11 protein-coding genes and 1 tRNA gene are annotated in these 13,433 nt (G+C 61.9%); 4 read left to right on the forward strand and 8 right to left on the reverse strand.

Annotated elements, in window-relative coordinates; all coding sequences use genetic code 11:
* Positions 1 to 297 precede the first annotated feature (297 nt).
* A complete protein-coding gene (locus GQ59_RS32500; protein ID WP_162183276.1) occupies positions 298 to 636 on the forward strand; it encodes a helix-turn-helix domain-containing protein in 339 nt (112 codons plus the stop codon).
* Between the two features lie 56 nt (positions 637 to 692).
* Here the strand turns inward: GQ59_RS32500 and GQ59_RS02270 are convergent, their stop codons facing one another.
* Positions 693 to 1,094, reverse strand: coding sequence for a nuclear transport factor 2 family protein (locus GQ59_RS02270; RefSeq protein WP_037076944.1), 402 nt, complete (start codon positions 1,092 to 1,094; stop codon positions 693 to 695).
* 172 nt (positions 1,095 to 1,266) lie between these two features.
* On the opposite strand from GQ59_RS02270, the gene GQ59_RS02275 reads away from it, so the two are divergent.
* Positions 1,267 to 1,869 carry a TetR/AcrR family transcriptional regulator gene (locus GQ59_RS02275; RefSeq protein WP_037076948.1) on the forward strand — a complete coding sequence of 201 codons (603 nt, stop codon included), beginning with the start codon at positions 1,267 to 1,269 and terminating at the stop codon, positions 1,867 to 1,869.
* Between the two features lie 65 nt (positions 1,870 to 1,934).
* Here GQ59_RS02275 and GQ59_RS02280 read toward each other — a convergent pair.
* From GQ59_RS02280 to GQ59_RS02290, 3 genes are all read right to left on the reverse strand, one after another.
* Positions 1,935 to 2,011, reverse strand: a tRNA-Met gene (locus tag GQ59_RS02280).
* Between the two features lie 136 nt (positions 2,012 to 2,147).
* Complete coding sequence (gene mnmA, locus GQ59_RS02285; protein ID WP_037076951.1) at positions 2,148 to 3,344, reverse strand: tRNA 2-thiouridine(34) synthase MnmA; 1,197 nt, start codon at positions 3,342 to 3,344, stop codon at positions 2,148 to 2,150.
* A gap of 686 nt (positions 3,345 to 4,030) precedes the next feature.
* Entirely contained in the window at positions 4,031 to 5,152 is a 1,122-nt protein-coding gene (locus tag GQ59_RS02290) for a mechanosensitive ion channel family protein (RefSeq protein WP_037076953.1), read from the reverse strand.
* 120 nt (positions 5,153 to 5,272) lie between these two features.
* Between GQ59_RS02290 and GQ59_RS02295 the strand changes: the two genes are divergently transcribed.
* A complete protein-coding gene (locus GQ59_RS02295) occupies positions 5,273 to 5,692 on the forward strand; it encodes a DUF1810 domain-containing protein (RefSeq protein ID WP_037076956.1) in 420 nt (139 codons plus the stop codon).
* Here the strand turns inward: GQ59_RS02295 and GQ59_RS02300 are convergent.
* From GQ59_RS02300 to GQ59_RS02315, 4 genes are all read right to left on the reverse strand, one after another.
* On the reverse strand, positions 5,689 to 6,732 hold the full coding sequence (locus GQ59_RS02300; protein WP_037076959.1) for a Tim44 domain-containing protein: 1,044 nt from the start codon (positions 6,730 to 6,732) through the stop codon (positions 5,689 to 5,691). The two genes, GQ59_RS02295 and GQ59_RS02300, sit on opposite strands and share 4 nt — an antisense overlap.
* A gap of 247 nt (positions 6,733 to 6,979) precedes the next feature.
* Entirely contained in the window at positions 6,980 to 8,575 is a 1,596-nt protein-coding gene (serA, locus tag GQ59_RS02305) for a phosphoglycerate dehydrogenase (protein ID WP_037076962.1), read from the reverse strand.
* An 80-nt stretch (positions 8,576 to 8,655) separates the two neighbouring features.
* On the reverse strand, positions 8,656 to 9,834 hold the full coding sequence (locus tag GQ59_RS02310) for a phosphoserine transaminase (RefSeq protein WP_037076965.1): 1,179 nt from the start codon (positions 9,832 to 9,834) through the stop codon (positions 8,656 to 8,658).
* A 183-nt stretch (positions 9,835 to 10,017) separates the two neighbouring features.
* Complete coding sequence (locus GQ59_RS02315; RefSeq protein WP_037076967.1) at positions 10,018 to 10,866, reverse strand: outer membrane protein; 849 nt, start codon at positions 10,864 to 10,866, stop codon at positions 10,018 to 10,020.
* A 596-nt stretch (positions 10,867 to 11,462) separates the two neighbouring features.
* Between GQ59_RS02315 and GQ59_RS02320 the strand changes: the two genes are divergently transcribed.
* Positions 11,463 to 13,430: a HAMP domain-containing methyl-accepting chemotaxis protein gene (locus tag GQ59_RS02320; protein ID WP_037076969.1), complete on the forward strand. Its 1,968-nt coding sequence runs from the start codon at positions 11,463 to 11,465 to the stop codon at positions 13,428 to 13,430.
* Positions 13,431 to 13,433 lie beyond the last annotated feature (3 nt).

Consider the following 13,433-nt stretch of genomic DNA (forward strand, 5'->3'; position numbering starts at 1 on the left):
TCCCCTTGTGCAATAGTCTCACCGCCTGCCTCGGCGTTAGACTCCGATCATCGAAGAAGCACATTGAGATGGAGGAGACTTAGGATGCAGATCCCAAAGTCCGCGCAGACACCGCCCCCCGACCCTTCGGCAAAGCGCACTGATGTTTCAAGATATCGGGCGTCGGAGATCGACCTCGAAGGACTTGTCGCCGGAGAGGTATCGCGAGATCCAGACCAGTCGGCACCGGAGCCCAACCTCCGTCAAATCGCCGTTGGCGGCCTGGCCCCGTGGCAAATGCGCAATGTGCAGGCCTATGTGGACTTGTATCTCCGCTCGACAATTCGCGTCGAGGCTTTGGCCGGCCTCTGCAACCTGAGCAGCGGCCATTTCCAGCGGGCCTTCAAGGCAAGCCTTGGCGAGACGCCGCACAAATACGTCACCCGCAGGCGCATGGAAATGGCCTGCCGGATGATGGCCGACACAGCTGAACCTCTCTGCCGGATCGCCCTGGAATGCGGCATGACCGACCAGGCGCATCTAACCAACAGCTTCCGCCGTCTTTACGGAATTGCTCCCAATGCATGGCGAAAGCGGATGCTGCTCGAAAAGTCGGGGTATGGCGTTCCGGAGACGACCGTTGCTCCGCTCAACTGACAAACAAGACGAAGCCGCGCTTCACCCGTCAACCTCGTTGCCGCTGGCTGTGCGCGTTATTCGGGACTGCCGTGAGTGATGGCAGTAGCCTGCGACCACACGGCAAGCCAGCGGCCCTCGCGATACTCGTAGCTGTCGGTATGCCAATAGCCGTTGGGGGGCACATGATGCCCGCCGAAAACAACGGCCAACCGGGCCCGGTAGCGGATGACGGCTGCAGGGCCGTAAAGACGGACGGCGATTTCCTCCGGTTCCCAGCTGAGATATTTGATGTGTCCGGATGCGATCGCGCCGAGATATTGGTCCCGCGACAGAACCGCGCCGATCGGCGTGATCAGCTGGAAATCCCCCGCGTGATGGGCTTGTGCCGCTGCCACGTCGCCACTGACCAGGGCGCTGAGCCTGGCCCGTTCGGTCTGGCGGATTTGGTCTTCTACGGTAGCAAGGCTGCGGGTCACGGGCGTCTCCGGTTTTCAGGACAAACAGGATGTGGCGGCAGCAGAGGGCGCTCCGGCCAAACCTGGGGCAGGAAGACCCCCCATCACTCGGGCGCCACCTCGAATAGACAAATGGATCAAAATTGTCTAATCGTCTTTTGACCAATAAGACGCCGAGTGTCAATATGTCCAGATGAACGAAACCGATTCCAAGACAGACCTGATACTCGATGCCGCCCTGCCCGTTTTCGTCCGTTTCGGATTTCGAAAGACGACCATGGCCGATATTGCCCGGGCCGCAAAGATATCGCGGGCCTCGCTCTATCTCTGCTTCAACAGCAAGGAAGAACTGTTTCGGGCCGGGTCGAAGCGCGCGCATTCCAGGACGATGAACGACGTCACGGCCGCGCTCGCCCGCCCCGGCGGCATCTTCGACCGCATGACGACCGCCATACGCACCTTCCAGGAAGGACTGATCGCGCCATTCGCGGGTAGCCACAATGCTGACGAGCTTTTCGCCGCCAGCAGCGAACTGGCGCCCGACATCGCCCTGGAGGCACGGACAAGGCTGCTGGACCTACTGTTCAAGGCACTGAGCGAAGCCGAGGAAAACCGGGAGATCGACCTCACCGCCCTGCAAACCCAACCCACGGAACTGGCAGCACTGGTTGTCGCGGCGATGGATGGGATCAAGCATACGCGCGGCAGCGGGCCGGAGTTCGAGGGCGGCATCCGTTTGTTCATGGCTCTGTTGAAATTGGGCACTGCTCCGCAACTCGGCCGAACCGGTACCTGAACGGATTACGGCTCGGGCTTCTCTCCGCGTGGAAGACAGTTTCAGGTTATTGCAAGGAGGTTTAATGGTAGCGGGAGGCAGAATTGAACTGCCGACCTCAGGGTTATGAATCCTGCGCTCTCACCAACTGAGCTACCCCGCCACAGGGATTGCGGAAGTTCCGGCGTGGCCGGTTCCGCTTTGGTCGTGCGGCTTATAAGTCCCCCGTCACCAAAGTGTCAAGCAGGGTTTGGGCAAAAAACCGGCGGCAATTTCACCGCAACCGGCAAGTGCCGGCTTCAGGCCGCGACCGGCGTCGAAAGCAGGGCTTTCAGAGCGATTTCGGCCTCGGCTGCGCGTTCCGAACGCTCGATGAAACCGCCGCCATAGACGCGCGCATCCGCACCTTCGGCCGAATAGAGCACGCAGGCCTGGCCCGGTGCCACGCCCGCCTCGCCGATTGCCAGATCGACATAGACGCCGTGATCATCGCAGTGGAGGGTGGCCGGTGTCGGCGGACGCGTCGAGCGCACCTTGGCGAAACAGGCAAAACCGCCCTTCGCATCCTCACCGAGCGCGCCGTCGCCGATCCAGTTGACGTCGCGCAGATAGACGCGGTGGGTATCGAGCGCTTCCTTCGGCCCGACGATCACCCGGCGTGAACGGGCATCGAGATAAACGACGTAGAGCGGCTCGCCGGTGGCGATGCCGATGCCGCGGCGCTGACCGATCGTATAATGCACGATACCCTCGTGGCGGCCGAGCACGCGCCCGTCCATATGCACGATATCGCCGGCAAGCGCCGCGTTCGGCTTCACCTTGTTGATGATGTCGGCGTATTTGCCCTGCGGCACGAAACAGATGTCCTGGCTGTCGGCCTTCTTGGCGACCACGAGGCCCATCTCCTCGGCAAGCTCACGCACCTGCGCCTTCGACATCCCGCCGAGCGGGAAGCGCAGGTAATCGATCTGCTCCTGGGTCGTTGCGAACAGGAACCAGCTCTGGTCGCGATCGCTGTCAATCGGGCGGAACAGCGCGCGGCGGTTCGGGTTGCCCGGAGACGGATTGGCGGAGGAGCGGATATAGTGGCCGGTCGCCAGCGCATCGGCGCCGAGATCCTTGGCGGTCGCCAGAAGATCGGCGAACTTGACCGTCTGGTTGCAGGCAACGCAGGGGATCGGCGTTTCGCCCATCGCATAGGCTTCCGCGAACGGATTGATCACCGTTTCCCGGAACCGCTTTTCGTAGTCGAGGACGTAATGGGGAATGCCGAGCGTTTCGGAAACACGCCGCGCATCGTCGATGTCCTGGCCGGCGCAGCACGAGCCGGCGCGGTGCACGGCCGCGCCGTGATCGTAGAGCTGCAGCGTGATGCCGAGCACGTCATAACCCTGGCGTTTGAGCAGACCTGCGACGACGGAGGAATCCACTCCCCCCGACATGGCAACGACAACACGTGTGTCTTCCGGCCTCTTGTCAAAATCCAGCGTATTCACGAGTAACTCTCTCGGTCTCTCAAGCGCCGGTCCATGATGGGAGGGCGACATGTTCAGGGCCTGCGGCGGGATCGGCCGTCGGAGGCAATTGTTGTGGGATATAGAAAGGATTGATCCCGGACGCAAGGAGGGCGGGCAATCTGGCGGTTATCACGGACTCCTCCCTTGCCTTCGGCTCGAGCCCGAGGATGACGAGGGACCCAATACGCCCTTGGCGATCTCGGTCATTTTGTCGGGTCGAACCCGAGGATCGGCCGGGACACGTCGTGTGCCTCGATTGAAATTAGTTAGGTGACACGCGACGTGTCCCGTTCGGTGTGTTTTTCCGCGCAACTCCGGTCCCTCTGCGGCGATATGGAATTTAACTCCGTGGAAATGAGCACGGATGCCATACCGGGTTGTGTGCGACACACGCACGCCCCGCCTTGAGGCGAGAGGGGGACCATTTTCTGCGCAGCCCCTGACGACCCGCTTGCATAACGGCGGTTCGCCAGATCACCGGTCCCATCTCGCCGGTTATGCGGGCCGGTGTAGCCGAAACGGGACGCGGGAATTGTAGGCATGGGTTTGGCGGGCGGGGATGAGAAAGAGGGTAAGTGTTTGATCGGACTGGTGGGGAAGTGCCGGCTATACCCGGATAGCAGGTGGCTGAGCGGAGATTGCGGTATCCCCTGGGACTTAGGACCTCACGACTGCAGCGCCCCATGCCGCACGGCTTTGCCGGCAGCTGACCTGAGGCTGCTGGCCGCACCTTCCGCCCGCACCCGCGGCAGGCTTGCCGGATATTCGCGCTGGATGAAGTCGATGATCTTTTCGCGCACCTCGCATCGCAGGTCGAACGTTCGCGGAGCATTGGAGGCCGAGACGAGGATGCGGATCTCCATGACGTTTTCCCTGAAATCCGTCACCTGCACGGCCACCACCCGCTTGTCCCAGAGCTTTGACGTTGCGGCAATCTCCTCGACCTTGCGACGGACCGCATTCACCGGAACCGAATAGTCGAGATAGATCATCACCGTGCCGATCAGTTCAGAACTATCGCGCGTCCAGTTCTGGAACGGGTTTTCGATGAAATAGCTGAGCGGCAGGATCATCCGCCGCCAGTCCCACAGTTTCACCACCACATAGGTCGAGGTGATCTCCTCGACATTGCCCCACTCGCCCTCGACAATCAGCGCGTCGTCGATGCGGATCGGCTGGGTGATGGCGAGCTGGATGCCCGCGAAAATGTTCTTCAGCACCGGCTGCAGCGCAAGGCCAAGCACGACACCCGCCACGCCGGCGGAGGCGAGCAGGCTGACGCCGTATTGCTGCACCGCCGGAAAGGTCATCAGCATCGCGGCGATGGTGATCGCCACGATCACCACGCTCGCGATCCGTTCGGCGATCCGCGATTGGGTGACATGGGTGCGGGCGAGCAGATTGTCCTCCGCATCCAGCTTGAAGCGGCGCAGATAAACGATCATCCACACATGCAGGGCGATCTTTACCATCCAGCCGACGACGACGATGAAGCCGAGCAGCAGCAGGTGGCGGATCACCTCCGCCTGCCCGGCACTGAGCGGAGCGATGGTCGCGCCGAGCGACAGCGTCCAGGTGAGGATCGCCAGCCGCATCGGCCGCCGCGTACGCAATACCAGCGACCGCCAGAACAGGTCCCTGCTCTCCACCAGCCGCGTCAGAAAGCGAAATCCGAAGCGCTGGATCGCAAGGCCGATCAGAAATGCGACGGCCATGACGCCCCAGCTGACGAGCCAGTCCGGCAGCCAGGACGTATCATTGCGGAATTCCTGAATGAAGCGTTCCATGCCCCCTCAGCTAGGGTGCAATGCAGCATCGAAAAGAGCGGCCGCAAAAATTTCATGATTTGAGAGTCTTCTTGACCTGGGGTGATTTGGGACAACAGGGCGATCAGGGACGGAGAGACAATGCAATTCGACCTCATGCGCTTTGTCGACGCGCAAGCGCCGGTCTATGGGCGCGTCATCGGCGAGCTGCGCGATGGCAGAAAGCGCTCCCACTGGATGTGGTACGTCTTCCCCCAGGTCGCCGGGCTCGGCTTTTCGATCATGTCCCAGCGCTTCGCGATCGGCTCGAGGGCCGAGGCGACAGCCTATCTGGAACATCCCCTGCTTGGGTCCCGGCTCATCGAATGCACCGAAGCGATGCTCTCCCATCCGGGCCTTTCGGCGTACGCGATCCTCGGCTCACCCGACGACATGAAATTCAGGAGCTCGATGACCCTGTTCGAGGCAGTCAGCGAAAAGGGCTCGCCTTTCGAGCGAGCCCTTGAACAGTTCTTTGACGGTGAGCGCGACGAAAAGACCGTCGCGCTGCTTCGAAGTTAAGCGGCCGCCTGGATCGCCGAAAGCTGCCAGTCGTTGGCGGGCTTGCGCACGAAGGTCCAGACTTCGACGGTTTCGGTCACCGCGTTCGGATCGCCTTCGGCGACTGCGCCGGTTTTGCGGTCCTTCATGTAGTCGATGCTCGAATAGCGCATCGCGACGGTCGCATAGTCCTGGCCGTTTTCGCGCCAGGCTTCCGCAAGGTCGCCCTGCAGCAGTTTCACGTCCTTCACCTCGTTCTTGACGCCGTTGGTGGCGTTCTCGCCGAGTTCCTCAGCCAGGTAGGACATCGCTTCCGGCGTGGTGAGGCTGCGGAGCTTTGCATAGTCTTCATCGCCATAGGCAGACTGGACACTGGTCAACAGCTTCTCGAACTGGTCGAGGTCGCGGTTGGTGATGCCGATCTCGTCCGTCTGGGGTCCGGCCTGGCGCGGCGCGGCATTGGAACCGCCTCCGAAACCGCCCTGACCGCCACCGCCCAGAGACCCGATCTTCGGAATCTGGAAGGACGAGGTATTCTGGCTCGGCGCCTCATAGGCGTTGCGCGGCTGGCCAAAGCCGGTATTCACCCCGCCCGCCGGGCCGCCGGCCGTCTGTTGACGGCGCGCGAACCAACGAAAAGCCAGCATGGCGAGGCCACCGATCAGCGCGATCTGCAGCAGCATGCCCAGCATACCGGCCATGCCACCAAAACCCGTGCCCATGAACATGCCGATCAGGCCGCCAAGGGCGAGACCGCCGAGCAGGCCGCCAAACATGCCCCCGAACAGGCCGCGGCGAGGCTGTGCCGCCTGCTGGCCAAGGCCGTTCTGCGGGGTCGTGGCGTTCTGCTGCGTATTGGGCGTCATCGTCCGGTTGATGCCGGTCGGCGCCGTGGGTGCGGTGTTGGTGGTCGCCGGGGCCGAGAAAGTGCGCGTGCCGCGGCTGCCGAAGCCACCGCTGGCGCGGCGCGCCTCAGCCATGTCCACGGCGGTCAAGGAAACCGCCATTCCGATCGCCAGGATCGCGAACAGGTTCTTGAAACGCCGAAGGTTGGATAACATCGTTTTCTCCTCATAAACCGCTCAAGCGCGGTATTCCCTGTTCATATAGAGAGGCGGCCATCCGAATTTTAGGCCCATCCTCCATTTTTCCCGTCGAAGTAGATAACGGAGTTTGAAACGGGAGCCAAGCGCCAAAAATACAACCCATGGAGGATGTTATGGCGCAGATGGTCGCAGCCTCGCGGCAGAACGAAAAAAGCCCGGCGCGCGATGCACCGGGCTTTCCCGAATATCCTGGGAGGAGATCTTACTCGACGTTGAACGCCAGCGGTTTGGCCTGGCGGATCGCCGGGTGGGCGGTCAGTTTCGCCAGCACCTCGGCCGGAACCGGACCATCGACGTAAAGAAGAGCGATCGCGTCGCCGCCTTCCTGGTCGCGGCCGAGATGGAAGTTGGCGATGTTGACGCCGGCATTGCCGAGCGTCGTGCCGATGAAGCCGATCATGCCGGGAACGTCGGTATTGGCGATATAGACCATGTTGGTGCCGACATCCGCATCGAGGTTGATGCCCTTGATTTGGATGAAGCGCGGCTTGCCGTCCGAGAAGACCGTGCCGGCAACCGAGCGGGTCCTCGTGTCGGTGGTGACGGTCAGCTTGATATAGCCGTCGAAGACGCCCGACTTGTCGCGCTTGGCTTCGGACAGGATGATGCCCTTTTCCTTGATCATGATCGGCGCCGAAACCATGTTGACGTCGGAGACCTGGCTGCGGATGAGGCCGGCGAGCAGCGCGCTCGTCAGCGCCTTGGTGTTCATGCCGGCGGTCGAGCCGTCATAGAGGATCTCGATTTCCTTGATCGCATCCTCGGTCACCTGGCCGACAAAGGCGCCGAGCACGTCGGCAAGCCGGATGAAAGGCTTCAGGCGCGGCGCTTCTTCCGCCGTGATCGACGGCATGTTGATGGCGTTCGAGACCGCGCCCTTGATCAGGTAGTCCGACATCTGCTCGGCGACCTGAAGTGCGACATTCTCCTGCGCTTCCGTGGTCGAGGCGCCGAGATGCGGGGTGCAGACGACGTTTTCGAGACCGAAGAGCGGGCTTTCGGTAGCGGGTTCGACTTCGAACACGTCGAAGCCGGCACCGGCGACGTGGCCGGACTTGATGGCTTCGGCAAGGGCTGCCTCATCGACGAGGCCGCCACGGGCGCAGTTGATGATGCGAACGCCGGGCTTGGTCTTGGCGAGCGCTTCCTTGCCGAGGATGCCGCGGGTCTTGTCGGTCATCGGGACGTGCAGGGTGATGAAGTCGGCCTGGGCCAGAAGCTCGTCGAGCTCGACCTTGGTGACGCCCATTTCTTCGGCGCGCTCGGCCGACAGGAAGGGGTCATAGGCGAGAACGTGCATGCCGATACCGATCGCCTTCTTGCAGACGATGCCGCCGATATTGCCGGCGCCGATGACGCCGAGGATCTTGCCGGTGATCTCGACGCCCATGAAGCGCGACTTTTCCCACTTGCCGGCCTGGGTCGAGGCGTCGGCGGCCGGAAGCTGGCGGGCGACGGCGAACATCAGGGCAATGGCGTGTTCGGCCGTGGTGATCGAGTTGCCGAACGGGGTGTTCATGACGATGATGCCGCGGCGCGAGGCAGCCGGGATATCGACATTGTCGACGCCGATGCCGGCGCGACCGATGACCTTGAGGTTGGTCGCGGCCGCGATCAGCTTTTCGGTAGCCTTGGTGGCGGAACGGATCGCAAGGCCGTCATAGTTGCCGATGATCTCGGCAAGCTTTTCCTTGTCCTTGCCGAGCTTCGGCTGGAAATCGACTTCGACGCCGCGATCGCGAAAGATCTGGACGGCGGTTTCCGACAATTCGTCGGATACGAGAACGCGAGGTGCCATCAGTGGGCCTCCTGAAAAAGTTTCTGCGTGAATGAGAAAATGGGCTCCGCTTCGTCAGCGGAGCCGTTACGCGACTTGCTTTAAGCGGCGGCCTTGGAAAGCGCAGCCTTCTGCGTTTCGAAAGCATAGGTGAGCCACGGCATCAGAGCCTTCATGTCGGCTTCTTCGATCGTGGCGCCCGCCCAGATGCGAAGGCCGGACGGCGCATCGCGATAGGCACCGATGTCGAGCGCGACGCCTTCCTTTTCGAGGATCGACACCATGCCCTTGGCAAAGGCTTCCTGCGCGTCGGTATCAAGCGCGGCAACATCGGCGTCGGCGATCTTGAGGCAGACGGAGGTGTTGGAGCGCGTTGCCGGATCGACGGCAAGGTTGTCGATCCAGGCATTGGCGGCCACGAAATCGTGGATGACCTTGGCATTGGCATCGGCGCGGGCGATCAGGCCTTCAAGGCTGCCGACCGACTTTGCCCAGTTGAGCGCATCGATATAGTCCTCGACGCAGAGCATCGACGGCGTGTTGATCGTCTCGCCGACGAAGATGCCTTCGATCAGCTTGCCGCCCGAGGTGAGGCGGAAGATTTTCGGCAGCGGCCAGGCCGGGACGTAGGTCTGCAGGCGCTCGACGGCGCGCGGGCTGAGGATCAGCATGCCGTGACCGCCCTCGCCGCCCAGAACCTTCTGCCAGGAGAAGGTGACGACGTCGAGCTTGGCAAAGTCCATGTCCTGCGCAAAAGCCGCCGAGGTGGCGTCGCAGATCGTCAGGCCCTTGCGGTCGGCCGGGATGAAGTCGGCGTTCGGAACGCGGACGCCCGAGGTGGTGCCGTTCCAGGTGAAGACCACGTCACGGTCGAAATCGACCGTGGAAAGGTCCGGAAGCAGGCCGTAGCCGGCTTCGATCTTGCGGACGTCCTTGAGCTTCAGCTGCTTGACGACGTCGGTGACCCAGCCGGCGCCAAAGCTTTCCCAGGACAGCATGTCGACGCCGCGCTCGCCGAGCAGCGACCAGAGCGCCATTTCGACGGCACCGGTATCGGAAGCCGGCACGATGCCGATGCGGTAATCCGCCGGCACGTTCAGAATTTCACGGGTGAGGTCGATGGCCTGCTTGAGCTTTGCCTTGCCGACCTTGGCGCGGTGCGAGCGACCGAGCGGAGCATCGGAGAGCGCTTCGAGCGACCAACCGGGACGCTTCGAGCAAGGGCCAGAAGAAAAATGGGTGTTGTTTGGACGCAGGTCCGGCTTTGCGGCGTTTGCCATATGGCTATCCTTCCAGATAGATGGCCCTTCGTTGGGGAAGGGTGTCCCGCCGCTGTGGTTATGCCGGAGCGCCTTCACAGTCAAGCGGGGAATGTCGCCCCCGGACAAATTTTTGCCGCAGCTTTGTCGCCGCAAACGCAAAAAGCCGCCCGAAGGCGGCTTTCGCTTGGAGATGAGGCAAGCTTACTTGTAGACGATCTGCTGCGGCGGGGGCTCGTAGGCCGGCGGCGTGTCGCAGCCGCCGAAGATGTAGCGGGCACCGACGCGGGCTTCATGCGAATAGAAACCCTTGTCCTTGCCCGGACCGCCGCCCGAGGCGAAACCGAACATGTCGCCGCCCGTGACATGGCGGAAACGGTAGCCGACATCGGCCTTGACGTTGCAGGTGACGTCGATCGACGCGCCGGCCATGAGCGCGTAGGTGAAGCGCCAGCTCTTTTCGCCGCCATGCGTGACTTCCGGGTCGCAACCCGCGCCGCTGTCGGCGCAGGAGGTGTTGCGCAGGTTCGACCACTTGACGTAGGTGCCGCCGATACCGCCACCGACATAAGGTGTGAAGTAGCCATAGGTGCCGAGATCGACATAGGCGTTGGCCATGAGCGAATAGGCGTGCATCGAGGCCAGGTCGGTCGACGTACATGCGACGGCGCAAGCACCACCGCCGGCGCCGCCACCGGACGTGGAGCCGCGGAACTTGCTGTTGAACATGTAGTCGAGGGTAACGTCGGTGCGCAGGTAGCTGTTGATCTGGTAACCGACACCGCCGCCGAGCGTGAAGGCGTCGCGGAGATCGGACCGGCCGAATTCCGCAAGCGCCACGCCGGGCGTGCCGGTACCCTGGTAGAATTCGGTGCCGCGCGACTTCTTGAAGGAATAGCCGACGTCGCCACGAAGGTACCAGCCGGTAGCCTCCTGAACGGTCACTTCCGGCGCATCCTGATAAGGCTCCGGCTGCGGCTGGTAAAGATCGGCGGAATTGGCGGCACTCACCGTTAGTGTCAGCGCAAAAGCGCTGGCCAGCAACTTTTTCATGGGTTCATCTCCAAAGCTCGTATCGCGTATGGCATGCAAAGCGGGCAGCCAACGGGTTGATCCGCTGTGGATGATGCTCGACAAAGGTTAAGTCTCGCTTAACCATGCTTGTTTACCGCGCGTTTTCCTAAAACCGCAGGCAATTCTACAAGTAACGGCGTGCCTGAGACTTGCAGAAGGCATCGCATCCGGGGGATTCCGGTCTTTTCCGTACAAGGAAAGATCGGCCCTCCACGGCGCCGCGCGGAACTATTGATCTCACCTGCTTCAGTAGAAAATAGTTAGCAAATGGTAATTTAAGCTTCGATAAACAATTAATTATTTATAAACTATAGATAGTTATTTTTAGCACATTCCGAAGGGGGAAATACCGGGGAATCGATAGTGCCGAAGGACTGGTGGGAGCACACGTGAGCGCCGAGAGCATTCTGAACTCGACGCCTGGATTGCCGATACAGTCAATCCGCAAATATCTTTTGCGCCAAACAAGCAACTCCAGTCGGTGAACTACTGCGATGGGATTGCGCGAGTGCTCTTCCGGAGAAGATGACCGCGTGTAGCTGCGGCGAAAGGCGCCGCAAAAGAGAGAACTGTCCATGAGCAATGTCAAAACATTCGGCATAGCATTCCGACTGGCTATCGGGTTCGGCTTTTTGCTTCTCCTGATGATCGGCCTGACTTTTTATTCCACCGTCGAAGTCAAGATGATCGACGACAACCTTGCAACCGTAAACGACGTCAACAGCGTCAAGCAGCGTTATGCCATCAACTATCGCGGCAGCGTGCACGACCGGGCGATCGCTATCCGCGACGTGACCCTCGTCACGTCCGAGGCCGAGCGCAAGGAAGCGGAAGCGCTTATTGCCAAGCTCGCGGCATCCTATGCGGAAAACGAGAAACGCATGGCGGAAATGGTCAGCGCCCCCTCCGGTGCAACGGATCGCGAAAAGACGATACTGGCCGAGATCGCCGACATTCAGTCGAAGACCAACCCGCTGGTCGGCCAGATCATTTCGCTGCAGGAAAAGGGCGACGGCGATGCCGCCCGCAAGATCCTGCTGGAACACGCCCGCCCGCTCTTCGTCTCCTGGCTTGGCGCCATCAACAAATTCATCGACTATCAGGAGGCGCTCAACAAAACGATCGGCGGCGATGTCCGCAATGCGGCGAGCGGCTTTAGAAATATTGCGCTGGCCGCCCTCGGCATAGCCGCACTGCTTTCGATCATTGCCGCCTTCTTGACCGCCCGCTCGATCATCGGACCGCTCTCCAAGCTGCAGCAGTCGCTGAAAGCCATGGCTGCGGGCAACCTCGAAGGCGACCGGACGATCGAGGCGCGCGGCGACGAGATCGGCATGCTGGCCCGCGCCGTGGCCGCCCTTCGGGAGGCCATATCCGCCAAGGCGGAGCGCGAGGCGGACGCCGAGGCGAAGCGGACCGTTGGAGAACGCCGCAGGCTGGAACAGGAAGCCACCGAGCGCAGTGCGCTCGCAGAACAGACGAGCCAGGCGGTCCGCCAGCTCGCCGACGCTCTGCAGGCCCTGGCAGACGGCGATCTGACCCGGGAGATCAACACACCCTTCACTCCCTCGCTCGACCAGTTGAGGGCCGACTACAACGCCGCGGTGGCGAAACTTCGCGAAGCGATGCAGAAGGTTGCCGCGAATGCGAGCGCGATAGCCGCCGGTGCCCAGGAAATCCGCTCGGCCTCCGACGACCTCGCCAAACGCACCGAACAGCAGGCGGCCTCCGTCGAGGAAACCGCAGCGGCCCTGGAAGAGATCACCACGACGGTTTCCGACTCGAGCCACCGTGCTCAGGAGGCCGGCAACCTGGTGCGCATGACCAAGGAAAATGCCGAGCGTTCCGGCCGGGTCGTCCGTGATGCCGTCGAGGCGATGGGCAAGATCGATTCGTCCGCCGTCGAGATCGGCAACATCATCGGCGTCATCGACGAGATCGCTTTCCAGACCAATCTGCTCGCACTCAACGCCGGCGTCGAGGCTGCCCGTGCCGGCGAAGCCGGCAAGGGCTTCGCGGTTGTGGCGCAGGAAGTGCGGGAACTCGCCCAGCGTTCCGCCAAGGCGGCAAAAGAGATCAAGGAACTGATCCACACCTCCAACGACCACGTGAAGAGCGGCGTGGCGCTGGTCGGGGAAACCGGCAAGGCCCTGCAGGAGATCGTCATCCAGGTCCAGCAGGTCAACGGCAATGTCGAAGCCATTGTGGAGGCCTCGAAGGAACAGTCGACCGGCCTCAAGGAGATCAACACCTCGGTCAATACAATGGATCAGGGAACCCAGCAGAACGCGGCCATGGTCGAGGAAACCACCGCAGCGGCCCACAGTCTTGCCCGGGATGCGGAGGGCCTGTTCCAGCTTCTGTCGCAATTCCATATCGGCGGCGGCGCTGCAACGGGAACCGCTTCACATCGGGGCTCGCCCGCACCCGCATCCGGCAGCAGCCGCCCGGCGGCATCGCCGGCCCGCCGAATGGTTGCCAAAGTCGCGCAGTCGTTCCAGGGCAACGCCGCTGCCGCGAAGCAGGATTGGGAAGAATTTTAGAGG

The sequence above is a fragment of the Neorhizobium vignae genome (assembly GCF_000732195.1).
GTDB classification, from domain to species: domain Bacteria; phylum Pseudomonadota; class Alphaproteobacteria; order Rhizobiales; family Rhizobiaceae; genus Neorhizobium; species Neorhizobium vignae.